The 22,873-nt window shown below is 32.4% G+C and carries 21 protein-coding genes; 14 read left to right on the top strand and 7 right to left on the bottom strand.

The annotated features are described in order from the left end of the window. Positions 1-427: 427 nt before the first annotated feature. Positions 428-847, top strand: coding sequence for a hypothetical protein (locus tag B3R94_RS10415; RefSeq protein ID WP_291100665.1), 420 nt, complete (start codon positions 428-430; stop codon positions 845-847). A gap of 5 nt (positions 848-852) precedes the next feature. Continuing rightward, positions 853-1,863, top strand: a complete 1,011-nt coding sequence (locus tag B3R94_RS10410) for a hypothetical protein (RefSeq protein WP_291100662.1) — start codon at positions 853-855, stop codon at positions 1,861-1,863. Positions 1,864-2,296: 433 nt separating this feature from the next. Here the strand turns inward: B3R94_RS10410 and B3R94_RS10405 are convergent, their stop codons facing one another. Next, entirely contained in the window at positions 2,297-2,695 is a 399-nt protein-coding gene (locus tag B3R94_RS10405) for a DUF4296 domain-containing protein (protein WP_291100659.1), read from the bottom strand. Beyond that, positions 2,692-3,414, bottom strand: coding sequence for a polyprenol monophosphomannose synthase (locus B3R94_RS10400; protein WP_291100656.1), 723 nt, complete (start codon positions 3,412-3,414; stop codon positions 2,692-2,694). Before B3R94_RS10400 ends, B3R94_RS10405 begins: the two co-directional genes overlap by 4 nt. A gap of 66 nt (positions 3,415-3,480) precedes the next feature. On the opposite strand from B3R94_RS10400, the gene B3R94_RS10395 reads away from it, so the two are divergent. The 3 genes from B3R94_RS10395 to recJ are packed head-to-tail and all read left to right on the top strand — an operon-like array spanning position 3,481 to position 6,661. Beyond that, positions 3,481-4,155 carry a DUF4271 domain-containing protein gene (locus B3R94_RS10395; RefSeq protein WP_038336743.1) on the top strand — a complete coding sequence of 225 codons (675 nt, stop codon included), beginning with the start codon at positions 3,481-3,483 and terminating at the stop codon, positions 4,153-4,155. A gap of 7 nt (positions 4,156-4,162) precedes the next feature. Beyond that, positions 4,163-4,912, top strand: a complete 750-nt coding sequence (locus tag B3R94_RS10390) for a uroporphyrinogen-III synthase (RefSeq protein WP_019974792.1) — start codon at positions 4,163-4,165, stop codon at positions 4,910-4,912. Positions 4,913-4,960: 48 nt separating this feature from the next. Continuing rightward, entirely contained in the window at positions 4,961-6,661 is a 1,701-nt protein-coding gene (gene recJ / locus B3R94_RS10385; protein WP_291100653.1) for a single-stranded-DNA-specific exonuclease RecJ, read from the top strand. Here recJ and rsmI read toward each other — a convergent pair. The 3 genes from rsmI to B3R94_RS10370 form a co-directional block, all read right to left on the bottom strand. Next, positions 6,658-7,332: a 16S rRNA (cytidine(1402)-2'-O)-methyltransferase gene (gene rsmI, locus B3R94_RS10380; RefSeq protein ID WP_291073859.1), complete on the bottom strand. Its 675-nt coding sequence runs from the start codon at positions 7,330-7,332 to the stop codon at positions 6,658-6,660. The genes recJ and rsmI overlap by 4 nt on opposite strands. A 60-nt stretch (positions 7,333-7,392) precedes the next feature. Then, positions 7,393-7,887 (bottom strand): DUF4252 domain-containing protein, encoded by a 495-nt coding sequence (locus tag B3R94_RS10375; RefSeq protein ID WP_038336746.1) that lies wholly within the window; start codon positions 7,885-7,887, stop codon positions 7,393-7,395. Positions 7,888-7,949: 62 nt separating this feature from the next. Further along, a complete protein-coding gene (locus tag B3R94_RS10370; protein WP_038336748.1) occupies positions 7,950-9,701 on the bottom strand; it encodes a 1-deoxy-D-xylulose-5-phosphate synthase in 1,752 nt (583 codons plus the stop codon). Positions 9,702-9,772: 71 nt separating this feature from the next. On the opposite strand from B3R94_RS10370, the gene B3R94_RS10365 reads away from it, so the two are divergent. Genes B3R94_RS10365 through B3R94_RS10350 form a run of 4 tightly spaced genes read left to right on the top strand, consistent with a single transcriptional unit; the run spans position 9,773 to position 13,412 of the window. Beyond that, positions 9,773-10,351 (top strand): DUF3109 family protein, encoded by a 579-nt coding sequence (locus B3R94_RS10365; RefSeq protein WP_280037310.1) that lies wholly within the window; start codon positions 9,773-9,775, stop codon positions 10,349-10,351. A gap of 13 nt (positions 10,352-10,364) precedes the next feature. Then, on the top strand, positions 10,365-12,026 hold the full coding sequence (locus tag B3R94_RS10360) for a DUF6909 family protein (protein ID WP_125349979.1): 1,662 nt from the start codon (positions 10,365-10,367) through the stop codon (positions 12,024-12,026). Between the two features lie 5 nt (positions 12,027-12,031). Beyond that, a complete protein-coding gene (locus tag B3R94_RS10355; RefSeq protein WP_219034045.1) occupies positions 12,032-13,036 on the top strand; it encodes a Gfo/Idh/MocA family protein in 1,005 nt (334 codons plus the stop codon). Further along, positions 13,017-13,412: an acyl-CoA thioesterase gene (locus B3R94_RS10350; protein ID WP_038336752.1), complete on the top strand. Its 396-nt coding sequence runs from the start codon at positions 13,017-13,019 to the stop codon at positions 13,410-13,412. The genes B3R94_RS10355 and B3R94_RS10350 overlap by 20 nt, the downstream gene beginning before the upstream one ends. A gap of 48 nt (positions 13,413-13,460) precedes the next feature. Here the strand turns inward: B3R94_RS10350 and B3R94_RS10345 are convergent, their stop codons facing one another. Beyond that, positions 13,461-13,982 (bottom strand): acyl-CoA thioesterase, encoded by a 522-nt coding sequence (locus tag B3R94_RS10345; protein WP_219034046.1) that lies wholly within the window; start codon positions 13,980-13,982, stop codon positions 13,461-13,463. A gap of 180 nt (positions 13,983-14,162) precedes the next feature. On the opposite strand from B3R94_RS10345, the gene B3R94_RS10340 reads away from it, so the two are divergent. The 4 genes from B3R94_RS10340 to B3R94_RS10325 all read left to right on the top strand — a co-directional run bounded on the left by B3R94_RS10340 (position 14,163) and on the right by B3R94_RS10325 (position 20,423). Then, complete coding sequence (locus B3R94_RS10340; RefSeq protein ID WP_180905720.1) at positions 14,163-14,558, top strand: hypothetical protein; 396 nt, start codon at positions 14,163-14,165, stop codon at positions 14,556-14,558. Positions 14,559-14,713: 155 nt separating this feature from the next. After that, on the top strand, positions 14,714-15,796 hold the full coding sequence (locus tag B3R94_RS10335; RefSeq protein ID WP_114998167.1) for an efflux RND transporter periplasmic adaptor subunit: 1,083 nt from the start codon (positions 14,714-14,716) through the stop codon (positions 15,794-15,796). An 18-nt stretch (positions 15,797-15,814) separates the two neighbouring features. Next, a complete protein-coding gene (locus tag B3R94_RS10330; RefSeq protein ID WP_125349975.1) occupies positions 15,815-18,982 on the top strand; it encodes an efflux RND transporter permease subunit in 3,168 nt (1,055 codons plus the stop codon). Beyond that, positions 18,975-20,423, top strand: coding sequence for a TolC family protein (locus tag B3R94_RS10325; RefSeq protein ID WP_291100648.1), 1,449 nt, complete (start codon positions 18,975-18,977; stop codon positions 20,421-20,423). The genes B3R94_RS10330 and B3R94_RS10325 overlap by 8 nt, the downstream gene beginning before the upstream one ends. Before the next feature lie 79 nt (positions 20,424-20,502). Here the strand turns inward: B3R94_RS10325 and B3R94_RS10320 are convergent, their stop codons facing one another. Further along, the gene (locus B3R94_RS10320; RefSeq protein WP_286473815.1) at positions 20,503-21,657 is read right to left on the bottom strand and encodes an SPOR domain-containing protein; all 1,155 of its coding nucleotides are present in this window, start codon (positions 21,655-21,657) and stop codon (positions 20,503-20,505) included. Between the two features lie 88 nt (positions 21,658-21,745). Between B3R94_RS10320 and dprA the strand changes: the two genes are divergently transcribed. Beyond that, the gene (dprA, locus tag B3R94_RS10315) at positions 21,746-22,843 is read left to right on the top strand and encodes a DNA-processing protein DprA (protein ID WP_219034050.1); all 1,098 of its coding nucleotides are present in this window, start codon (positions 21,746-21,748) and stop codon (positions 22,841-22,843) included. Positions 22,844-22,873 lie beyond the last annotated feature (30 nt).

Genomic DNA, 22,873 nt, shown 5'->3' with positions numbered 1-22,873 from the left:
TGTCCAAAAATTTAGGAACCAAATAATAGGTGTTGATGTAAAACATGATGACAAAAAAAGTGTACACGCTAACAAACCAATAAATACGGTCTTCTTTGGGAAATCTGATGTAAAATCCTGAGCAATACAAGAAAATGAAGAAAAATAGTAGAAATATGATTTGCCTAACCAATTTCAATTTCTTGTTCAATAAAAAAGCTATAATTTTCTCCTCCATTTCGATTTATTTAGAGATAGTAATTACTCAAAATATTTAGATTACTAAATTACTTCTTTATAAAAGACATTATATTTTTTTATACAAAATGATTCTGTTTTTATACAAAAACCCGCAATCCTTCGGTTTTGTATAAAATATGCATTGGTTCGTATAAATTTGAATTTGGGACTAATTTTTTGCTTTTATTTACGTCGAAAAATTAGTAATATGTCGCAAGCAAAAGTGTTAGAATTATATAATCTTATAGACGAAACTTCGTTATCTGAAGAACAACTTGAATGTAAAATTATTCAAATAGTTGATCTTATTCGATTTATAGAAATTTACAATGATTCAATTCTGATCAAAGATTTTTTGAAATACAATTGTAGTATTATTTCACATGAAAATAAATCAATCGGAATTGTATTTTGTGAGCAACTCGAAGAAATTGAATCACTTATAGCCACACAAAAACTTTTGATGATAAAGGATAAAGAATTTCTGAATGAATTATGGATTGTTTTTGTTAAAGATTATCAACAATCAATTAATATTGAAAGTATTAGCAATAATCGTAAACTCAAACTTTTTGACAAGATTTTTAATTTCAATTTTTATAAACAAACAATTTTACAAGCCAAATAATAGCCATGAAATTAATTAATACGTCAACAATACTATTTTGTATTCTAATAAACGTTTCAAATGTATATGCGCAAGACAATAAGGAAATAAAAGAACAAGATAGCATTTCCAAAAAAGCTTATATGTATTTGACGCAACAATTTTCTGTTCCAAGACCATTGAATGTAGAATACACTTATGCCACGCCAACAAAATTTACTTCGAAAACGGATGGGAACAAAACTGATGGTAATCGAATTAATCATTATTCACAACTGAATATCAGTACAAATATCAATATTTTGAAAAAAAAGAATTGGATTCTTAGTACGACTCTTGGTTATAAGAATACCAATATGGATATAGAATTTGCTGAACCAACGTTTCAAGAAACAAAAAATGTAGATATTAATGCACATTATCTCTATGAATCCTTGAATTTGGCTTATAGTACAAAACTTTTTAACAAGCCTACTTTTCTAAGTTCTAGTCTTATTTTTGATGGTAGCGACAAATATTTTGGTCGAGTAAAAGGACTTGTAACAGGAAATATTTTATTAAAATCTACAGATCGAACTAAAATATTAGTAGGATTAGGATTGAACATTGATGAAGGTACTAAAACACCTGTAATTCCAATGTTTACCTTACAACATAGATTTAATAATGACTTTTTTGCAGATATTATTTTACCAAAACAAATTCTTTTCAGAATGCATCCTTTCAAAAATTCTCGATTATCAATAGGAACTGAATTGGAAGCTAACACATTTTATTTATATCACTTGAATCCAACTAATTTATCTGAAAAATACGAATACAGACAAGTCGATTTAAATAATGGATTGAAGTACGAATATTTATTAAAACACAATTTTATTATCACCGCTAAAACAGGAGTAAAAACGCTAATTACAAATGGTTTATTTAATAAAAAAGACACGTTTGATGACAAGATTTTCTCTTCGACACAAGATCCTTCGTTTTATTTTAATCTAGGACTTTCTTATAATCCTTTTGTAAAAAAGCGAAAATAAATCAGTTATTGTCTCCCCAAAAAAAGCCTTACAATAAGTATCGAAAGGCTTTTTAAATCTATCAACTATTAACTACTTGGGTAGTTATTACCTTTTGCAATATTGTGAAATAAGACGATTTCCTTTAAGATAAATACAGGGATTTGTTCGTCAAGAATTCAAAAATTTTAAGATGGTTAAAGCGACTACTATAATTAAAATAGAAACAATAACGATGTCTTTATAATTGATTGTTTTCGAACCAAATCCAACTTTCTTTGATTTACTTATCTTTTTAGATTGCATCAGAAGGATTTTTTAGTTAATACAAATATAGATTATAAATTTAATTGAATAACTTATTTGTAATTAAATAATTGTAAAAATTACAATGTAATTATAAGGTAAATTATAACAAACAAAAAACCTCAAGCGATTCACTTGAGGTTTTTTGTTATTTTTCTGCTTCTATAGTATTATTTAAGCTATTCTTTTGATTTTTTTGACGCTCTTTTTCTTCGTCAGATAATTTATCTTCAAGATTTATTTTCACATCATTCAGCATTTCTTTGAATTTTTCAGGTTGCATCATATAATATTTGTAACTCTCAGAAAATTGATGAAACTTGATATCATAACTTTTCATAATATCTACCGCATCTTTTGCTAAATCGATACTTTGATCTTGGTTTTGAGTAGGGAACATTTGTAAACCTTGTTGACTAATGTATAAATCTGTAAGAATATCAATCATTTCAGATTGATTGATGAGATCTTTTGGTTTGTCGTAATTTTTTGGTGCACAACTAAAAATACTCAAAAAAATCAGTGATAGAAAGATCAAGTTTTTCATAATTTACCAAATATTTTTCTTAATCGTAACGAAATTACACCAAAAACGGCTTCTCCAATAATATCAGAACTAATTTTTGATTCGCCTAAAGTTCTGTCCGTAAAAATAATCGGAACTTCTTTTAGCTTAAACTTCTTAATCCACGTTTTATACTTCATTTCAATCTGAAAACCATAACCTTTGAATTGTATTTTATCCAAATCCAAAGATTTCAACACGTTTGCTCTATAACCAACAAACCCTGCTGTGGCATCATGAACAGGTAGTCGAGTGATGATGCTCACATATTTCGATGCAAAATAAGACAATAAAACTCTATTCATTGGCCAATTCACAACATTTACACCATTAGAATAGCGAGAACCAATTGCTAAGTCGGCACCATCTGCTAATGCTTGGTATAAGCGAGGTAAATCATTTGGATTATGTGAAAAATCTGCATCCATTTCGAAAATATATTCGTAATTATTTGCCAAAGCCCACTTAAATCCATGTACATAAGCGCGTCCTAAACCATCTTTTGTGGTACGAATTTCTAAATGCAAACGTCCATTAAATTCAGGAATCAAGCGTTTTACAATATCATTCGTTCCATCTGGAGAACTGTCGTCAACAATAAGCACATCAAATGCTCCGTCAGCAGCCAAAGCTGCACGAATAATGGCTTCTATGTTTTCTTTTTCGTTGTAGGTCGGGATAATAACTAATTTGTCCGACATAAATATTATTTTGTGGGCATAAAGATAGTTATAAGATTGTTAGTCTTTTGTATTTTTGAAAAAATTATGAAAACAAACGATTTAATCTCGATAGGAAAAAATACACTTGGCAATGATACTGTTCTTATTGCTTTGACGGTGTGTTTGTTATTGGTTTGTGCAGCAAAATACTTGTTTGCGAAAAATTTCAAAACGCTTGATAATAAAACCGAATACATGAGTTTTACGGATGATAATACGACATTATTTAGTTTTATTGTCAATGGTGTGACGGTTTTGTTGATAAGTTTGTTGTTGGTTTCGTATTTTGATATCACGTATAATCATATTCCAAATTTTAAGTTTTATTATCTTTCACGTGTCGGAATTACCTTTGGTGTAATCAGTTTGATTATGCTTTTTAGGTTGATGATTGAGGTGGTTTTCTATCGTGTTTTCTATGAATCTAGTTCTGTTTCATATTTTATGAAAAGTTCGAGTTTTGTCAATGCAAAAAATGTTTTACTCTTACTTATTATTTGTTTTTTGTTTTTTTACACACAAATTAACAAAGATTACTTGATGGTGATTGGCTTTATTTTGTTGTTTTTGAATAGAATATTCGAAATTTATCATATATACGCAAAACAAATAAGTGACAATAAATCAGTTTGGTATTATAATATTTTGTACCTTTGCACCCTAGAAATTTTACCTATAATGGTATTAGCAAAACTATTAATTGTAGGTAAAGTAATCTAAAATTACTATGAAAGTTAAATCAATATTAGTATCTCAACCTAAGCCTCAGGCAGAAAACTCGCCATACTACGAGATTGAAAAAAGAAATAAAATCAAAATTGATTTTAGACCATTTATCCAAGTTGTCGGAATAGACGCTAAAGAAGTAAGACAACAAAAAATTGACTTTAGCAAAGTGACTGCTGTAATTTTTACAAGTAGAAACGCTATTGATCATTTTTTCCGTTTAGCAGAAGAAATGCGCTTTACTGTCCCTGATTCTATGAAATATTTTTGCGAATCAGAAGCAATTGCATTCTATTTACAGAAATACATTGTTTACAGAAAACGTAAAATTTATATTGGAGAAAAAGTTTTTGCGGATATGGTGCCTTTATTTAAAAAGCACAAAGACGAAAACTTTTTATTACCAGCATCTGATGTTTTAAAACCAAATGTTCCTACTTTACTAGATAGTTTAGGATTAACTTGGCAAAAAGCAACTTTGTTTAGAACTGTTTCGAGTGATTTATCTGATTTGTCTGATGTAAAATACGATATTTTAGTATTTTTTACACCTTCAGGAATCAAATCATTATTCGAAAATTTCCCAGATTTCGTGCAAGAAAATACAAGAATTGCCGTTTTCGGAAAATCGACAGTAGATCAAGCAAAAGAGATGGGATTACGTGTAGACATTGAGGTGCCAACACCACAAACGCCTTCAATGACAATGGCGTTAGATAAATACGTGAAAGAAGCAAATAAATCAAAATAATATTCGCTTTACCCTTCTCTCTAATTAAAAAATATGTAAATTAAAGAGATGGAAAAAAGATGGGAAATAAAAGAACAGCCCAATACTGAAGTTGTTAAGGATTTAAGAGAATCGCTTAACATATCTGAGGTGCTTGCTATTTTATTAGTCCAACGTGGAATTACGAATTTTGCTCAAGCCAAATCGTATTTTAATCCATCCTTAGACGAATTGCATGATCCTTTTTTGATGAAAGGAATGTCTGATGCGGTTTCACGTATCAAAAATGCAATTGATGATGAAGAAAATATCTTAATATTTGGAGACTACGATGTAGATGGAACGACAGCTGTAACTTTGTTTTACGAATTTCTGACTTCTATCTACTCGAAAGTCTTTTTTTATATTCCAGACCGAAATAACGAAGGTTATGGAATCTCTCAACAAAGTATAGAATTCGCTGTACAAAACAATATTTCACTTGTAATTGCTTTAGATTGTGGAATAAAAGCGCACGAAGAAATAAAATATGCCCAATCAAAAGGCATCGATTATATTATTTGTGATCACCATTTACCAGATCGTTCTGTGCCAAAAGCGTACGCGGTTTTAGATCCGAAACAAAAAGGTTGTCGTTATCCTTACAAAGATTTGAGCGGTTGTGGTGTTGGGTTTAAATTGGTGCAAGCTTATACAGAGAAATTCAATCTTCCGAAAGAAAATCTTTTACCACTTTTAGACTTAGTTGCTGTAAGTATTGCGGCTGATATTGTTCCGATTACAGGAGAAAATCGTGTGCTGGCTTATGCCGGCTTGAAACGATTAAATTCAGAACCTCGTTTGGCTTTTCAGCAATTAATTCCGACCAATATTAAAAATAATGTCAATATTTCGAATGTTGTTTTTTCTATTGCGCCAAAAATTAATGCTGCAGGTCGTATAAAACATGGTTCGGAAGCGGTTCGTTTTATGTTGAGTACCGATGAAGAGGATTGCCGTAAATATTTGAATGATATTAATTCATTAAATAACGAGCGCAAAACTTTGGATCTTGATATGACGCATGATGCACTCTTTCAATTGGATCAAATCAATACCAAAGAAAAATATTCTACAATTGTTTACGATGCGTCTTGGAATAAAGGTGTAATCGGAATTGTTGCTTCTCGTTTGGTCGATTTGTATTATAAACCAACTATTGTTTGCACGAAGAATAATGAAGGTGAAATTGTAGGTTCAGCCCGTTCTATTCAGGAGTTTGACATACATTCGGCAATCGAAAAAAACAAAGATTTGTTAACACAGTTTGGTGGACATATGGCTGCAGCTGGTTTAGCAATGAAAGAAGAAAATTTTGAAGAATTCAAGATTAGATTTGATCAAACAGTGAAAGAAATGTCGAATGGAAAACATTTTACGCCATCAATTTTGATCGATAAAGAGATTTCTTTTAACGATATGACACGTTCTTTCTTGGAATCGGTGATGCGAATGGCACCTTTTGGGCCAGATAATATGAATCCTGTTTTTATTTCGAAGGATTTATTGGCAACCGATTTCCGATTAGTTGGTAAAGAACACGCGCGTTTGTACGTACATCAGCGAGATACACGTATTACGTTTCCTGCAATTGGTTTCAAATTAGGGAAATTTGGACCAAAATTAGAGAAGGGACAATCGTTTGATATGGTTTACACAATCGGAATGAATTATTGGCAAGGAAAAGGAACTTGGCAATTGAATATCAAAGATATTCGCTTCAACGGTTAATGATTTCCTTCTACAACCAAGACCATTTCACCTTTCAAATTTCTTTTTTCGGCTATTTCGGCTAATTCAGTTAATGTACCGCGTAAAGTTTCTTCAAATTTTTTCGAGATTTCGCGTGATAAACTTGCTTTGCGTTCAGTTCCAAAAGCTTCGGCTAAATCTTTTAAAGTACGTCCAATTTTATGTGGAGATTCGTAGAAAATCATCGTTTTCTTTTCTTCTACTAATGAATCTAATTTCGATTTTCGACCTTTTTTCACAGGTAAAAATCCAACAAAAGTAAATTCATTATTTGGTAATCCAGAAACAACTAATGCAGGAACAAAAGCGGTTGCACCTGGTAAACATTCGATTACGATATTATTTGCTACACATTCTTTTGCTAATAAATAACCTGGATCAGAAATACCTGGAGTTCCGGCATCAGTAATAATCGAAATGATTTGACCATCTTTTAGCTGACGAATAATATCTTCAGTTGCTTGATGCTCATTGTGCATATGGTAGCTACGCATTGGAGTAGAAATTTCGAAATGTTTCAGTAAAATACCACTATTTCGCGTGTCTTCTGCCAAAATCACATCCGATTCTTTTAGCACATCAACCGCTCTAAATGTCATATCTCCCAAATTTCCGATTGGCGTCGGAACCAAATATAATTTTCCACTCATGCGACAAAGTTACAAAGTAATTTCAAAAGAAAAAGCCAGCAAATTAGCTGGCTTCCTATATTATTTCAAAATATCTGCTAAATCTGCAATATCTTCAGCCGAAACTTTGTCCAAAATTTTGTCTAAATCTGTTCTAGGAATATCTAATTTCGAATCGATAACCAATACATTTCGTAAACCGTTAATTCCAAAAATCATTTTCTTAACTCGTCCGCCATCTTCTTGTAATGAAATGTTCAAACGGCTGTCTTTCGCTTTGAATTTGACTAAGTTCTCATATTTTTCACCACGCATAGATGACTGCAAATCATTCATGATTCTTTTTTGCTTTCCTTGTCCAGCATCTGAAACAACAAAAACTTTAGCCGATTTTAAATAATTAAATAAATCTGTTCCACCAGCTTTTCCAGCTAATTTCAACGCAAAAGAAGGTAAAGGAATTACAGTAGATTGATTATCATATTTTTTGTAGAATTCTTGCATGTTGCTTGTTGTACCGCAAGATTGCAATGTTAACAATACTGCTATAAAAGATAAACCGATTATTTTTTTCATTGTTCTTGTGTTTATAAATTAGAAAAAGCTATTACAACTCTCGTACCGAAAATTATTAATTTTTAGGATTGTTGAATTTTTAGGTAGGAAAAAATCATTTCTAAAATCGATGAATCATCTAAACCAATCATTTGTTCTAATTCGGTAATCGAAGCGTGTTCGATAAATTCGTCTGGATAACCGTTGATTGTAATATTTCCTTTGTAATGTATTGAATTCAGAAACTCTAAAATTCCACTTCCGAAACCACCTTTTTTTATTCCATCTTCAAAAGTTAGAATGGTAGAATATTTTAATGAAATAGCTTTTAAGCGAGATTCATCCAAAGGCTTGATAAATGGAAAATCAATCAAAGCAACTTTATCTTGAAGATGATTTTGGATGATAATTTCTTCGATTCGAGAACTAATCAATCCAGTTGAAAGAATTGCTAATTGACTTCCTTCAAAAATAATTTCAGATTGACCGATTTCTATTTTTTTGACTTTAGAATTGCTTGTTTGGATATTATTTTTTGGATAACGAATAGCAAATGGTTGAGTTGTAAACTGCGCTGTGTACAATAGATTTTTGAAATCTTTTTCGTTTCGAGGCGAAGACACAATCATATTCGGAATTTCGCGCAAATACGCAATATCAAAATAACCATGATGTGTCGCGCCATCTGTACCAACGAATCCTGCACGATCAATACAAAATACAACAGGTAGATTCTGTAACGCTACATCGTGAATGACTTGATCGTATGCACGTTGTAAAAATGTCGAATAAATCATACAATACGGAATGGTATTTTTCGTCGCCAGACCAGCTGCAAACGTTACCGCATGTTGTTCTGCAATTCCGACATCAAAAACTCGTTTTGGGAAATCTTGATGACATTTCACCAAATTACTTCCTGTTAACATAGCAGGCGTTATCGCAACGATTTGTGAGTTATTTTCAAGTAATTGATGCATGGTTTCACCAAAAACATCTTGATACGATTTTTCTTTTTTCTTTGATTTTATTTCACCCGTTTCTTTATCGAACAAACCAGGAGCATGCCATTTTACTTGATCGATTTCGGCTTGTTCGTAACCTTTTCCTTTTGTTGTTTTGATGTGTAAAACTTTTGGACCTCTGATTGAATCAGCTTTATTGAAAGCATTCAGTAATTCATCAAAGTTGTGCCCATCAATTGTTCCGATGAAATTTAAACCAAAATTGGTAAAGATATTTTCGGATTGATTTTCTAATGATTTAAAATGTTTTTTCAAACCACCAACCGAAGGATCAATTCCGATATCATTATCATTCAAAATCACTAAAACATCCAAATCTGTCGATCCAAGGTGATTCAATGCTTCTAAACTCATTCCAGAAGTAATTGATGCGTCACCAATAATTGCAATATGTTTTCTATTGATTTGATTGATTTTATCTGCTGTTGCCATCCCAACAATTGCTGAAATAGATGTAGAAGAATGTCCCGTTCCAAATGTATCAAACTCACTTTCTGTACGCGTTGGAAAACCAGAAATACCATCTTTCTGACGAAGAGAATCGAAAATTTGTTGACGACCAGTCAAAATTTTATGTGGATAACATTGATGACCTACATCCCAAATCAACAAATCTTTAGGTGTATTGTAGTGATAATGTAATGCAATCGTTAATTCAATCACACCCAAACTAGCACCTAAATGTCCTGGTTTTACACTCAAAGTATCCAAAATAAACTCGCGCATCTCGTGAGCTAAAGCAGTTAATTGAGACGCTTCAAAAGTCCTAAGTTCCTTAGGATGATTGATTTTTGAAAGTAGATTATCCATTATTCTTTTACAAAATTACATTTTTCTGAGGAATTTTCCGTACCTTTGCATGTTACAAAATTTAATGTAACATGTTCCAAATAGGAAAAACCCTTGTATCTGAAGAACTACTAAATGAAGATTTTGTTTGTAATCTTAACAAATGTAAAGGGATTTGTTGTGTAGAAGGTGACGCAGGAGCGCCTTTGAATGATGACGAACTAATTGTATTAGACGATATTTATGAAGATGTAAAACCTTATTTGCGTCCAGAAGGAATTGCGGTGATTGAGCAAGAAGGTAAGTACACAATGGATACTGACGGCGATTGGGTAACTCCATTAGTCAATAATCGTGAATGTGCCTATTTAGTTTTCGAAGAAAATGGTTTTTCAAAATGCGGTATTGAAAAAGCATACGAAGATGGAAAGGTCGATTACAAAAAACCAATTTCTTGTCATTTATATCCAGTTCGTGTTAAGGAATATTCAAATTTCACTTCTGTGAACTATGATGTATGGGATATCTGCTCAGATGCTTGTACCTTAGGAAAAGAATTGAAAGTGAATGTTGCAACATTTGCAAAAGATTCGTTGGTCCGAAAATTTGGACAAGAATGGTACGATGAATTAATGGCCATTCAACAAGAATTAAACAACCAAAAAAAGTAAAAAAAAAATTATTATGTCAATAACAAGAGCAAGAAGATCTACTGACGCTATTGAAAGATTATATATCTCTATGCGTCATTTATTTCATAGAGGAGTGTACCGTCCATCTGGTGCACCTGGAAAAATATTAAGAAATTTATTATTCGAAATTAATCCTGAAATCTACGGGTCAATGACAGATCCAAACAAAGTAGAATTAAGTGGGTTGATGTACGTTTTAGATCGTTTACCAGAAGGAATTGTAGAAACGCCATATGTGTCTTTTACATCTGACGAAGGTTATGATCGTTCTATTTTTACACCAATTATTCCTGCAAAACGTCGTCGTTTTTGCTATAGAATTGATGATGACCAGATGAATATCGAAATTTCTCGCGGTCGTTCTGACATTTATGATGTGTTAACGCACTTAACATTTTTATATAACGAAGCGGATAAAATCAGAAATAGAGCATTTAGTAACGAAACACTTTCTAAAAGTAGAGCGTGGGAATTTATCGAAAATGTTGCATTTAATGAAGTTGAAATTTCTCGAAAAGAACGCGAAGTTGCTTTGATGCATTTATCGACGATTTTAGGAAGAACATTTGAAGAAACACAAGAAATTCATCATTATTTCAGTAAAGCAGACGACAAAGATTATTTTTTCCGTGTAGTTTATTGGATGGGATATACTAGCCAACAAGATCGTATCGGAACAAAGAAACGTGAAATTACATTTACGTCAACTTTACGTGAATCGATTGGTCATCATATGATTGGAGAAAAATGGGCGAATGAAATCAAACGTGTATTATTCGAAAATAATCTTCAAGATAAAAACATTCACATCATTTCTGCTAATATGCATAGTGTGTCTAACATGTTGTATGCCTATGATGGATTAAAAAGAAAATACAAAAATGATGGTGTAGAAATTTACGAAGATTTGAGTGCGGCAAACAACAAAATGTTGCGCGATTCGTTAAATGAATACACTCAACAAAATGGTTTAGTTTACATCAAAGATCAATCAGGAACAAATATCGATGTTCAAATTATTGATTTATCTAAAGTAAACATTGCAAATTCAGCATTTTCTTATGCAAAAGATAAGAACAATGAGGTGATTATTGTGATGGATTATGCCTTTGGTGAGCAAGCATTTGAGGCGATGGATGAGTTGTTGAAACCATACAAAGTAGGAGATGTAAAATTCAAAATGAATGTAAAATCTGTTGCGATTATGGGTAAAGCTGGTATTCTTGAAGGAATAAAAGGTGATATAATGATTGCTACAGCGCATGTTTTCGAAGGAACAACAGATAATTATGTTTTTGATAACGAATTAACCGCTGCAGATTTCGAAGGACAAGGTTTAGGTGTTTATGAAGGACCAATGATTTCGGTTTTAGGAACATCATTACAAAATAAAGACGTTTTAGAGTATTTCAAAAATTCGTCTTTCCAAGCGATTGGATTAGAAATGGAAGGTGCGCATTATCAAAAAGCGATTCAGGTTGCGTCAAAAATTAGACATCACATCGATAAAGATGTTAAAGTAATGTATGCTTATTACGCTTCTGATAATCCGTTAGAAACAGGAAGTACATTGGCTTCTGGAGGTTTAGGATTAACAGGTGTAAAACCAACTTATCTAATCACACAAAAGATATTAGAAAAAATTATTAAATAAATTCAATGAAGAATTTTTCCATTTTAGGCTACGGTCATATTGGACGTGTACATCAACAAGCGATAGAAGAAACGGAAAATGCGCAATTAATTTCGGTGATTGATTTCAATTTACCAGAAGATTTACCTTTCAAAGGTTATTCAACACTTGAAAGTTTTCTGAACGAAGATCAAGAAACTGATGTTGTTGTGATTGCTACGCCAAATGGTTTGCACCGCGAACATGCGATTCGTTGTTTAAAAGCGGGAAAAAATGTTTTGATTGAAAAACCAATTGCATTAACTGTAGAAGATATTACTGAAATACTGAAAGTTGCTGACGAAAAGAAACTTAGAGTTTTTACGTCGATGCAGCTTCGTTTTTCTCCAGTTGTGCAATATGTAAAGAATTTGATAGATAATAATTCATTAGGGAAAATTTTCATGGTGAATATTAATTGCTATTGGAATCGTAACAAGAATTATTACAAGTTGCGTGAATGGCACGGAAACCAAGAAATGGATGGAGGTGTTTTATTTACTCAATTTTCGCATTTTGTTGATATCATGAATTTTTGGTTTGATGAGGTAATTTGTACAAATTCAAAAAGTTTCAATTTTACGCATCAAGAAGTGACAGAATTTGATGATTCGGGTTGTGTTGATTTTACTGCCGATGGAGCAATCGGACATATGATTTATACAACGTCAGTTTTCAATAAAAATTTCGAAAGTAATATCACGCTTATTGCTGAAAAAGGAACAATAAAGATTGGAGATCAATATCTTAATCAAATGATTTATTCTGATTTAAAAAATGTGTGTTGTTCAAACAAAATTTCTACTGAACAAAAGAATTTTCATCCTAACGCCATTGCCGAAATTTCTGACGCGTTAATCCGTCATAATGAATCTTTGTTAGATGGAAAATATGCTGTAAATTTAGTCAAGTTTATTTCGGATGCGAATCATTTGGCAACAGAAAATAAGCAAGAACTTAAAATAGAAAACTATGAAATTTCACACTCGTAAATGGGTAAAACCAGAAGATCTTAACCCAAACAAAACACTTTTTGGAGGAAAGCTTTTGGCTTGGATTGATGAAGAAGCGGCGTTGTATAGCATTGTGCAATTAGAAAATTCGCATGTTGTGACCAAATATATGTCGGAAATCAACTTTATGGCTTCGGCTCGTGAAGGTGATATTGTAGAAATTGGAATTGAAGTGGTGAAATTTGGAACAACTTCATTGGTTTTACAATGCGAAGTACGTAACAAAATGACGCATGAAACCATTATTACAGTCGATCGAATTACGATGGTAAATTTAGATGCAGAAGGAAAACCAAAACCACACGGGAAAACACAAATAGAATATGTGGTGGATCGTTTAGCTGGAAAAGGTTAAAAAATTATATCAATAAAAAAGTCGAAACATTGTTTCGACTTTTTTATTTTATTCTGTAATAAACAACGATTTTAATTCGTGTGCATCAGCAGGATTCATTCTGCCAGCCAAAATCAAACTTAATTGTTTACGACGCAAAGCAGCTTCATAACGCTCGATTTCTTGTTCAGATTCTGGAATTAATTCAGGGACTTGAACAGGTTTATTATCATTATCAACGGCTACAAATGTATAAATACCGCTATTTGTTTGGTTATAAACACAATTTTCGTAATCGTAAACATAGACATCAACATACACTTCCATCGATGATTTGAATGCGCGAGTTACTTTAGATTCTAACTTCACTGTACTTCCCATCGGAATCGGAATGTTAAACGCAACGTGATTGACACTTGCTGTTACAACCAAAAAACTTCCACCATGCATTTTCGCAGAAATAGAAGAAATTCTGTCCATAGAAGCCAATAATTCGCCTCCGAACATGTTTCCTAAGTTGTTGGTTTCATTCGGTAAAACCAAGTTTGTCATTACTGCTAACGACTCTTTTGCTGTTTTTGCTTTCGCCATAAACTTTTGTTTGTTGGGTGCAAATTTCAACAAAATATTCGAGTTTTGAAACAGTTATTATCGTTGTGTTAAGTATTTGTAATTGAGTTTTTTATTAAATCAATAAAATTTTATAGTTAAAAAATGTTAATATAGATTATTGTATTATTTCAAGTCTTACATTTGAACAGAATTATGAAAATGTTTATCACATACTTGCTGTCTGCTTTATTTCTGCTATTTTTTGCGGAAACTAAAGTGTTTGCGGGTACTCAACATTTTCAAGGAAATTTAACTTCGCAGACAGTTGTTAACGATAATACACATATTTATCACGCAAGTAAAATTGTTGAAACTAAATTTTCTAAAACTTCAAATTCAAATCAATTTCAAGAATTTAATCCAAGTATCGAAACGATTGATGATGATTTTCAGACATCAAACAAAATCGATTTAGAAACTTGTATCAAACTATTAAGTGTTGTTCTGGTTTTAAACTTTATAATTCAAGGTTTAAGAAAGAAACACATCTTCTACAATAAAACCATCAAATTTTCGAGTTGTAAGTACATTTTGTTACGTACAATCAGAATTTGATTGATTTCTTAAATTTTTAAAATACACCAAAAATTAGTGTTCAGTCCATGAATAGCTGAATGTTAGCCAATTTTTGTATGTAATATTTTTTGGTAAAACTACTTCTGCCAAGAAATCCATTTAATCAAATTTTACATTTAATAGTTAGAAGAATTATGAAAAGAGTCGCATTATTTGTTGCTCTGAGTACTGTATTGTTGACAACAAGTTGTTCATCAAAAAAACAGGAAAAAGAAGAAGTGAAAGATTATCCAATCACAACTCCAATCAAAATGGATACGATTGTGGATAAGGATTATGTTGCCCAAATTCAGTCGGTACGAAACATCGAAATTCGTGCGCAAGAAAAAGGTTATTTACAAAAAGTTTTTGTGGATGAAGGTCAACATGTACAAGCTGGTCAATTGTTGTTTCGCATTATGCCTTCGATGTATCAAGCCGAATATTTAAAATCGAAAGCTGAGGTAAAAGAGGCGCAAATTGAGTTGCAAAATTCAGCAACTTTGGCTGATAATAATGTCGTTTCTAAGAACGAAAAAGCTATTGCGCAAGCACGATTAGAAAAATCGAAAGCAGAAATGCAATTGGCTCAATTACATTTATCATTTACAGATATTCGTGCGCCATTTTCTGGTGTTATTGATAGAATTCCTATGAAGTTGGGAAGCTTGATTGACGAAGGAATGTTATTAACAAATTTGTCTGATAACTCATCAATGTTTGCTTATTTCAACGTTTCTGAGCCAGAATATTTAGATTATCAAACAAATAGTCAAGATAGAGCGAGTAAACAAGTTTCGTTGATTATGGCAAATAATAAACCTTTACCAGAAAAAGGTTTGGTAGAAACGATAGAAGGAGAGTTTAACAACGAAACAGGAAATATTGCGTTTCGTGCACGTTTTGCAAATCCAAATCATTTGTTGAGAAATGGTGAAACGGGGAAAGTAAAAATGACGGTTCCGTTACATGATGCTTTATTAATTCCACAAAAAGCAACTTACGAAATTCAAGATAAAACCTATGTTTTTGTAGTCGATAAAAATGGTGTTGTGAAATCAAGAAATATCACGATTGGTTTAGAAATGCCTGATGTTTATGTGGTAGAAAGCGGACTTTCGGAGAAAGATAATATTTTGTTAGAGGGTGTTCAGAAAGTGAAAGATGATGATAAAATCAAAACGAAATTTATTGCACCTAGAAAAGTTCTTTCATCGTTAAAATTAAAATCAAACTAATCTAAAAAAATCAAAGTTATGTTTGATAAATTTATTCGAAGACCCGTTCTTTCGATTGTCATTTCGTTGATTATAGTTTTTTTAGGAATTCTATCATTAGTCAAATTACCTGTAACGCAATTCCCATCAATTTCGCCTCCAAAGGTGAATATTACAGCGGAATATCCCGGTGCGAATAACGAATTATTGATCAAGTCGGTTGTAATTCCATTAGAACGTGCGCTAAATGGTGTTCCAGGAATGAAATATATTACATCTGATGCTGGGAATGACGGTGAAGCGTCTATTCAAGTGATATTTGATTTAGGAACTGATCCCAATATTGCAGCTGTAAATGTGCAAAACCGTGTTTCTTCGGTTGTCAATAAACTTCCGCCTTTAGTAGTTCGCGAAGGAGTGAAAATTACACGCGAAGAATCAAACATGTTGATGTACATTAACTTGTACAGTAACGATCCAAAAGCTGACCAACAATTTTTATATAATTATGCAGATATCAATATTTTATCTGAGTTGAAACGTATTAATGGAGTTGGAGATGCAGATATTTTAGGAAACCGAGAATATGCAATGCGTGTTTGGTTAAAACCAGATAGAATGCAAGCCTATAATATTTCTGCGGATGATGTGATGAAAGCGTTGGATGAACAAAGTATTGAAGCTTCGCCAGGGAAAACAGGGGAAAGTTCTGGAAAACGTTCAGAAGCTTTTGAATATGTATTAAAATATTCAGGTCGATATAACACAAAAGAACAATATGGAAACATCATTTTAAGAGCAAATCCTGATGGAGAAATCTTACGTTTAAAAGATGTTGCTGATATAGAATTCGGAAGTTCGATGTATGATATTTACTCAACATTGAACGGAAAACCTTCTGCCGCAATTGTGATAAAACAATCGTACGGAAGTAATGCGAGTGAAGTGATTAAAAATATCAAAGCATTAATGGCTGATCTTAAAGAGAATAATTTACCAAAAGGAATGGATTACGAGATTTCATATGACGTTTCGAAATTCTTAGATGCTTCAATGGAAAAAGTGGTACATACACTTTTTGAAGCTTTCGTTTTAGTTGGGATTGTTGTGTTTTTATTCTTAGGTGACTGGCGTTCTACATTGATTCCTGCGTTGGCGGTTCCTGTTTCTTTGGTCGGAACTTTTGCGTTAATGAGTTTCTTTGGAATTACATTAAACTTGATTTCATTATTTGCCTTAGTTATGGCGATTGGAGTTGTCGTCGATGATGCGATTGTGGTGATAGAGGCTGTCCACGCCAAGATGGAAGAGAAAAATCTCTCGCCTTTACGAGCGACGGAAGAAGCGATGCGCGAAATTAGTGGAGCAATTATAGCAATCACATTTGTAATGGCAGCTGTTTTTATTCCAGTTGCGTTTATGTCTGGTCCAGTTGGAATTTTTTATCGTCAATTTTCGATTACGATGGCAACATCAATTATTTTATCAGGAATTGTTGCCTTAACGCTTACACCAGCTTTGTGTGCAATGATTTTGAAAAATAATCATAATCAACCAAGAAAGAAAACGATGCTAAATAAATTTTTGTTGAAGTTTAATAATTTGTTCAACAAAGGTTCTTTTAAATACGAAAAAGTTTTAACCAAAACAGTTAACAAACGAACTGTTACATTCGGAATTTTACTTGCATTTTGCGCTGGAGTTTTCTTTTTGAATAATAGTTTGCCTTCTGGATTTATTCCAAACGAAGACCAAGGAATGTTTTATGCAATTATTCAAACACCTCCAGGTTCTACGTTAGAAAGAACGAATGAAGTTTCTCAAAAATTACAAAAAATAGCGGAAGGAATTGATGGCGTTTCATCAGTTTCATCTTTGGCTGGTTATGAGATTTTGACAGAAGGTACAGGAGCAAACTCTGGAACTTGTTTAATTAACTTGAAAAGTTGGGACGAACGTTCTAAGTCTGCGGAAGAAATCATCAAAGAATTAGAAGAAAAAGCTGGAAATATTAATGGTGCGAATATCGAATATTTTCAACCACCATCTGTTCCTGGATATGGAGCTGCAGGAGGTTTCGAGTTGAGATTATTGGATAAAGCGGGTAGTGGAGATTATCATAAAATGGAAGAAGTGAGCCGTGATTTTGTAAAAGAATTAACTCGTCGTCCAGAATTGAGCTCTGTATTCACATTTTATAGTGCTTCCTTTCCTCAATATGTCTTGAAAATTGATAATGATATTGCCGAACAAAAAGGAGTTTCGATCGAAAATGCGATGGATAATTTATCAACATTAGTTGGTTCTAATTACGAAACAAGTTTCATCAAATTTGACCGACCTTATAAAGTGATGGTACAAGCTTCGCCAGAATATCGTGCGCTACCGGAAGATTTATTGAAATTGTATGTGAAAAATGATCAAGGTGAAATGGTTCCATATTCAGCTTTCATGAAAATTGAAAAAGTATATGGTTTATCAGAAATTACGCGTCACAATATGTATAATGCAGCAGAAATTAGTGGTACGCCAGCTTCTGGTTATAGTAGTGGACAAGCGATTGCAGCGATTAATGAAGTAGCTAAGAATACTTTGCCTCGTGGTTTTGGAATTGATTGGGCAGGAATATCGAAAGATGAGGTTTCTCGTGGAAATGAAGCGGTCATAATTTTTGTCATCTGTTTAATTTTCGTTTACATGATTTTAGCAGCACAATACGAAAGTTTTATTTTGCCTTTACCAGTTATTATTTCATTACCAACAGGGATTTTCGGAGCATTTTTCTTCTTGAAATTATTAGGATTAGAGAATAACATTTATGCACAAGTTGCAATGGTGATGTTGATTGGACTTCTCGGTAAAAATGCGGTGTTGATTATTGAGTTTGCAGTACAAAAACATAACGAAGGTTTATCAATTGTAAAATCAGCGATTGAAGGTGCGGGTGTTCGTTTCCGTCCAATTTTGATGACATCATTTGCGTTTATTGCAGGTCTTATTCCGTTGGTTATTGCTTCTGGTCCGGGAGCAGTAGGAAATAGAACAATTGGTACTGCTGCTGCAGGCGGAATGTTGTTCGGAACTATTTTCGGGTTGTTTATTGTGCCTGGTTTGTATGTTGCGTTTGGCGCTTTGGCGGATAAAATGCAATTGGTGAAATACGAAGATGAAAATCCTTTAACAGAAGAAATCACGGAAGATGAATAAAAATAGTTTAAAAAATATAATTGCAATAAGTCTTTTTGGAACAATGATTTGGAGCTGTAAAGCTCCTGCGGTAAGCAAAGAGATAGAAAATCATCAAGCACCAAAAATTCCAGAAGCTTATCAGAATGTTCAAAATGATAATACACCAAGTTCTGGGTTAACGCCTTGGAAACAATTTTTTACTGATCCAAATTTGGTCGTTTTGATTGAAGAAGCGTTAAAAAATAACCAAGAATTGATGATTACACTTCAAGAAATTGAGATTTCTAAAAATGAAGTGTTGTACAAAAACGGAAAATTATCGCCAACTGTTTCAGCAAATGCAGGAATTGGAGTTGAGAAAGTTGGTCGTTATACAAGTCAAGGTGCTGGTGATGCTTCGACTGAGATAAAACCCGGGAAAGAAATGCCTGATCCTTTGATGGATTATGCGATTGGATTGAGCGCTGATTGGGAAGTTGATATTTGGAAAAAATTACGTAATTCGAAAGATGCTTCGATTGCGCGATATTTATCAACGGTAGAAGGAAAGAATTTTGTTTTGACAAATTTGATTTCTGAAATCGCTTCGTCTTATTATGAATTATTGTCTTTAGATAGTCAATTGGAGTTAATTCATCGAAATATTGAGTTACAGAAAGAATCACTTCGTGTAGTTAAAATTCAAAAGGAAGCAGCGCGTGAAACTGAATTAGCGGTGAAGAAATTTGAAGCAGAATTATTAAAATCAGAAAGCGAAGAGTTTAATATTAAACAAGATATTACAGAAACTGAGAATAGAATTAATGCATTATTGGGAAGATATCCGCAAACGATAAAACGTGATGGTTCTTCATTTATGGATTTGATTCCGCAAACAATGCATGCAGGAATTCCGTCTGAATTATTATCGAATCGTCCTGATATCAAGCAAGCAGAACTAGAATTGAAAGCTTCTGCATTGGATGTAAAAGTGGCTCGTGCAGAGTTTTATCCGTCACTTAATATTTCTGCGGCTTTAGGATTAAATGCTTTCAAACCTTCTTATTTGGTAAAAATGCCAGAGTCAATTCTATACTCATTGGCAGGAGAATTAGCTGCGCCTTTAATTAATAAAAGTGCGATAAAAGCGGAGTTTAATACAGCAAATGCTCATCAAATACAAGCGTTGTACGAATATGATAAAACAATTTTAAATGCTTATTTAGAAGTGTCAAATCAAATGTCGAAGATTAATAATTTAGAACAAAGTTATTCTTACAAAGACAAACAAGCGAAAGCACTTGTAGAATCTATTGATATTGCGAATCAATTGTTCAAAAATAATCGTGCAGATTATTTGGAAGTGTTAACAACTCAACGTGATTTATTGGATGCAAAAATGGAATTAATCGAAACAAAAGAAAAACAATTAAGTACAGTTGTCGCTATTTACAAAAGTTTAGGCGGAGGCTGGAAGTAGTTTTCATATTCATTCTAACAAAGAAATAAGCTGCCTTTTGGGCAGCTTATTTCGATTTATATTGTATTGAAATGATAAATTAATTTTCAGTTCTAACCCAAGTTCCAGGAGACTTTTTATTCACATCATTCATATATTTTTGTGCTTCTTCTATGTTATTAAAACTGTTATATGTAACATAATAATAGCGACCTTTTACATAAGAAATTCCAGCATCTTTGTAACCTTGTTTTTTCAATTCTCCAACCAAACGATCAGCATCTTCTTGACGTTTTAGCGAAGCCGCAATTACTTGATATTTTTTATTGCTAGATTTTGCAGTTGTTTTAGTTGTAATTTCTTTTTTGTCCTCAACTTTCTTTTCAGCTGTTTTAGGAGCTTCAACTTTCGTTAATTTTTTTGTTTCTGTTTTTACAACTTCTTTTGTCGAAGGTTTTTCCTTTACAATTGCCGTAATCTCCTTTTCAGTCTCATTCAGTTTTGTTTCCTTTACAACTGTAATTTCAACTTTTTTAGGCGTTTCAATTGTATCTGTTTTCGTTACGGTTTCAGCAATTTGATATTCAACCAAAGAAGGTTCAGCAATGGTTTGTGGCATATTATACACATCGTATTGCACTGTAGGTTTTTCAGTTTTGGTTGCGTCATCTTTACCAATCATTGGTAAAACCAAACCGCTCCATTGCTCCGTTACGAATTCTTGCACGGGTTGCGGTGTATTAAAATATAGGAAGCCACCAACAATAATGGGAATTAATGAGGCTGCGGCTAAAAATTTTGACATGTGTTTGTTAGAGGTTTTAGTTTTAGACGAATCTAAAATGTAATTGGCTTGTAAATTTGAAAGACCGTAAGCGGCGATGAAATAATTTTGAGCATTTTCTGGTTTGAAGTCAATTTTTCCAGCGTCATTAAATTGTAATGATCCGATATTTTGTAAGGTTAAAACTTTTCCATTTTTCAAATGTTCTTGCCAAAAATAAACTTGTTCATTCAAAAATGTTTGCGCATTTTCAAAAGACATTGGCTCATCTTCTACAATTTTATTAACCAAAACACCATCACTTTTTGTTAAAGTTGTATTGAAAGAAAGCTCTTTTCTTGGTGGAATAAATGTGTTTGTTTGCTCGTCAAACGCCACATTAGCAGTGTTTGAGATAAACGCACCAAAGTTTGGAACGATTACACAATCGTGCTGAAATAATAATTGACTAATATGCTCTTCTAACCTCATACTACGAAATTAACATTTTTTTTAGATTTAGCAAAAAATAAATACTTAAAATTATTCTTAGTTGGTTTAATATTAATAATTTAACAAAATGCAAACCGATTTACCATATATTTTAGCACTTTCTTTCCAGAAAGGAATTGGCGATATCACGGCTCGAAAAATTATTCAATTTTTTGGTTCGGCAGCGGCTGCTTGGAATTGTAAACCAAAAGATTTGATGCAAATTTCGGGAATTGGACAGCAAATAAGCAAAGATTTTGGGAATAAAAAATGGTTAGATTTAGCTTTTAACGAAATAGAATATTGTAAAAATAATCAAATCAATATTTTAACTTTTTATGATGAAGCTTATCCACAATTCTTAAAAGAATGTATTGATGCACCTTTAGTGATTTTTTGCAAAGGAAATTTAGAATTTAATCATCTCAGTAATAAAAAGATTTCGATTGTTGGAACACGAAAAATGACCAATTATGGACGAAATTTTATTACTGAATTAATTGAAGGTTTAGCTGATTTTGATGTTACAATTGTGAGTGGATTGGCGTATGGTTGCGATATTGAAGCACATTCAAATGCGCTTAAAAATAATGTTGTAACATGGTCGGTAATGGGAACAAATTTTGAACGAATTTATCCTGTTGCTCACAAAAAAATTGCGATTGAAATTTTACAAAAAGGAGGTTGGATTACGGAGCAACCAAGTTTTAAAATTGCTTCACCTGAAGCTTTTTTACAACGAAATCGGATTATTGCAGGTTTGTCGGATATTACAATTGTGGTAGAGTCTGCTTTTAAAGGAGGAAGTTTGGTGACTGCAAAATTTGCAAATGAATATAATCGCGAAGTATTTGCTTTACCAGGGAAATCAACCGATGTGTTGAGTATTGGGTGTAATTATTTGATAAAATCTCATCAAGCTTATTTGGTCGAAAATTCGAAAGATATTATTGATTATTTTAACTTCAATTCGAAGAAGAAACCAAAACAAATAGATTTGTTTATTGAGTTTTCTGATGATGAAAATTTAATTGTAAATTATCTCAAAACCAATGGAAAACAACATATTGATAAAATGTCTTTTGACTTAAATTTGAAATCCTACGAATTGATGCCAACCTTATTAGATTTGGAATTGAAGCAAATAATTTCTACTCTTCCAGGCAAATTTTATGATTTATTGTAACAAGCAATACAATTTTTAGCAAGTTATTTT

Origin of the sequence: Empedobacter sp. UBA7611 (assembly GCF_002484365.1) — a bacterium.
GTDB lineage: Bacteria > Bacteroidota > Bacteroidia > Flavobacteriales > Weeksellaceae > Empedobacter > Empedobacter falsenii_B.
This window is presented reverse-complemented; position numbering and strand designations above follow the sequence as displayed.

Excerpts from the sequence above, each read along its gene's own strand:
- B3R94_RS10415 (WP_291100665.1), top strand. The coding sequence starts at position 428 with ATGTCGCAAGCAAAAGTGTTAGAATTATATAATCTTATAGACGAAACT.
- B3R94_RS10410 (WP_291100662.1), top strand. The coding sequence starts at position 853 with ATGAAATTAATTAATACGTCAACAATACTATTTTGTATTCTAATAAAC.
- B3R94_RS10405 (WP_291100659.1), bottom strand. The coding sequence starts at position 2,695 with ATGAAAAACTTGATCTTTCTATCACTGATTTTTTTGAGTATTTTTAGT.
- B3R94_RS10400 (WP_291100656.1), bottom strand. The coding sequence starts at position 3,414 with ATGTCGGACAAATTAGTTATTATCCCGACCTACAACGAAAAAGAAAAC.
- B3R94_RS10395 (WP_038336743.1), top strand. The coding sequence starts at position 3,481 with ATGAAAACAAACGATTTAATCTCGATAGGAAAAAATACACTTGGCAAT.
- B3R94_RS10390 (WP_019974792.1), top strand. The coding sequence starts at position 4,163 with ATGAAAGTTAAATCAATATTAGTATCTCAACCTAAGCCTCAGGCAGAA.
- recJ (WP_291100653.1), top strand. The coding sequence starts at position 4,961 with ATGGAAAAAAGATGGGAAATAAAAGAACAGCCCAATACTGAAGTTGTT.
- rsmI (WP_291073859.1), bottom strand. The coding sequence starts at position 7,332 with ATGAGTGGAAAATTATATTTGGTTCCGACGCCAATCGGAAATTTGGGA.
- B3R94_RS10375 (WP_038336746.1), bottom strand. The coding sequence starts at position 7,887 with ATGAAAAAAATAATCGGTTTATCTTTTATAGCAGTATTGTTAACATTG.
- B3R94_RS10370 (WP_038336748.1), bottom strand. The coding sequence starts at position 9,701 with ATGGATAATCTACTTTCAAAAATCAATCATCCTAAGGAACTTAGGACT.
- B3R94_RS10365 (WP_280037310.1), top strand. The coding sequence starts at position 9,773 with ATGTTCCAAATAGGAAAAACCCTTGTATCTGAAGAACTACTAAATGAA.
- B3R94_RS10360 (WP_125349979.1), top strand. The coding sequence starts at position 10,365 with ATGTCAATAACAAGAGCAAGAAGATCTACTGACGCTATTGAAAGATTA.
- B3R94_RS10355 (WP_219034045.1), top strand. The coding sequence starts at position 12,032 with ATGAAGAATTTTTCCATTTTAGGCTACGGTCATATTGGACGTGTACAT.
- B3R94_RS10350 (WP_038336752.1), top strand. The coding sequence starts at position 13,017 with ATGAAATTTCACACTCGTAAATGGGTAAAACCAGAAGATCTTAACCCA.
- B3R94_RS10345 (WP_219034046.1), bottom strand. The coding sequence starts at position 13,982 with ATGGCGAAAGCAAAAACAGCAAAAGAGTCGTTAGCAGTAATGACAAAC.
- B3R94_RS10340 (WP_180905720.1), top strand. The coding sequence starts at position 14,163 with ATGTTTATCACATACTTGCTGTCTGCTTTATTTCTGCTATTTTTTGCG.
- B3R94_RS10335 (WP_114998167.1), top strand. The coding sequence starts at position 14,714 with ATGAAAAGAGTCGCATTATTTGTTGCTCTGAGTACTGTATTGTTGACA.
- B3R94_RS10330 (WP_125349975.1), top strand. The coding sequence starts at position 15,815 with ATGTTTGATAAATTTATTCGAAGACCCGTTCTTTCGATTGTCATTTCG.
- B3R94_RS10325 (WP_291100648.1), top strand. The coding sequence starts at position 18,975 with ATGAATAAAAATAGTTTAAAAAATATAATTGCAATAAGTCTTTTTGGA.
- B3R94_RS10320 (WP_286473815.1), bottom strand. The coding sequence starts at position 21,657 with ATGAGGTTAGAAGAGCATATTAGTCAATTATTATTTCAGCACGATTGT.
- dprA (WP_219034050.1), top strand. The coding sequence starts at position 21,746 with ATGCAAACCGATTTACCATATATTTTAGCACTTTCTTTCCAGAAAGGA.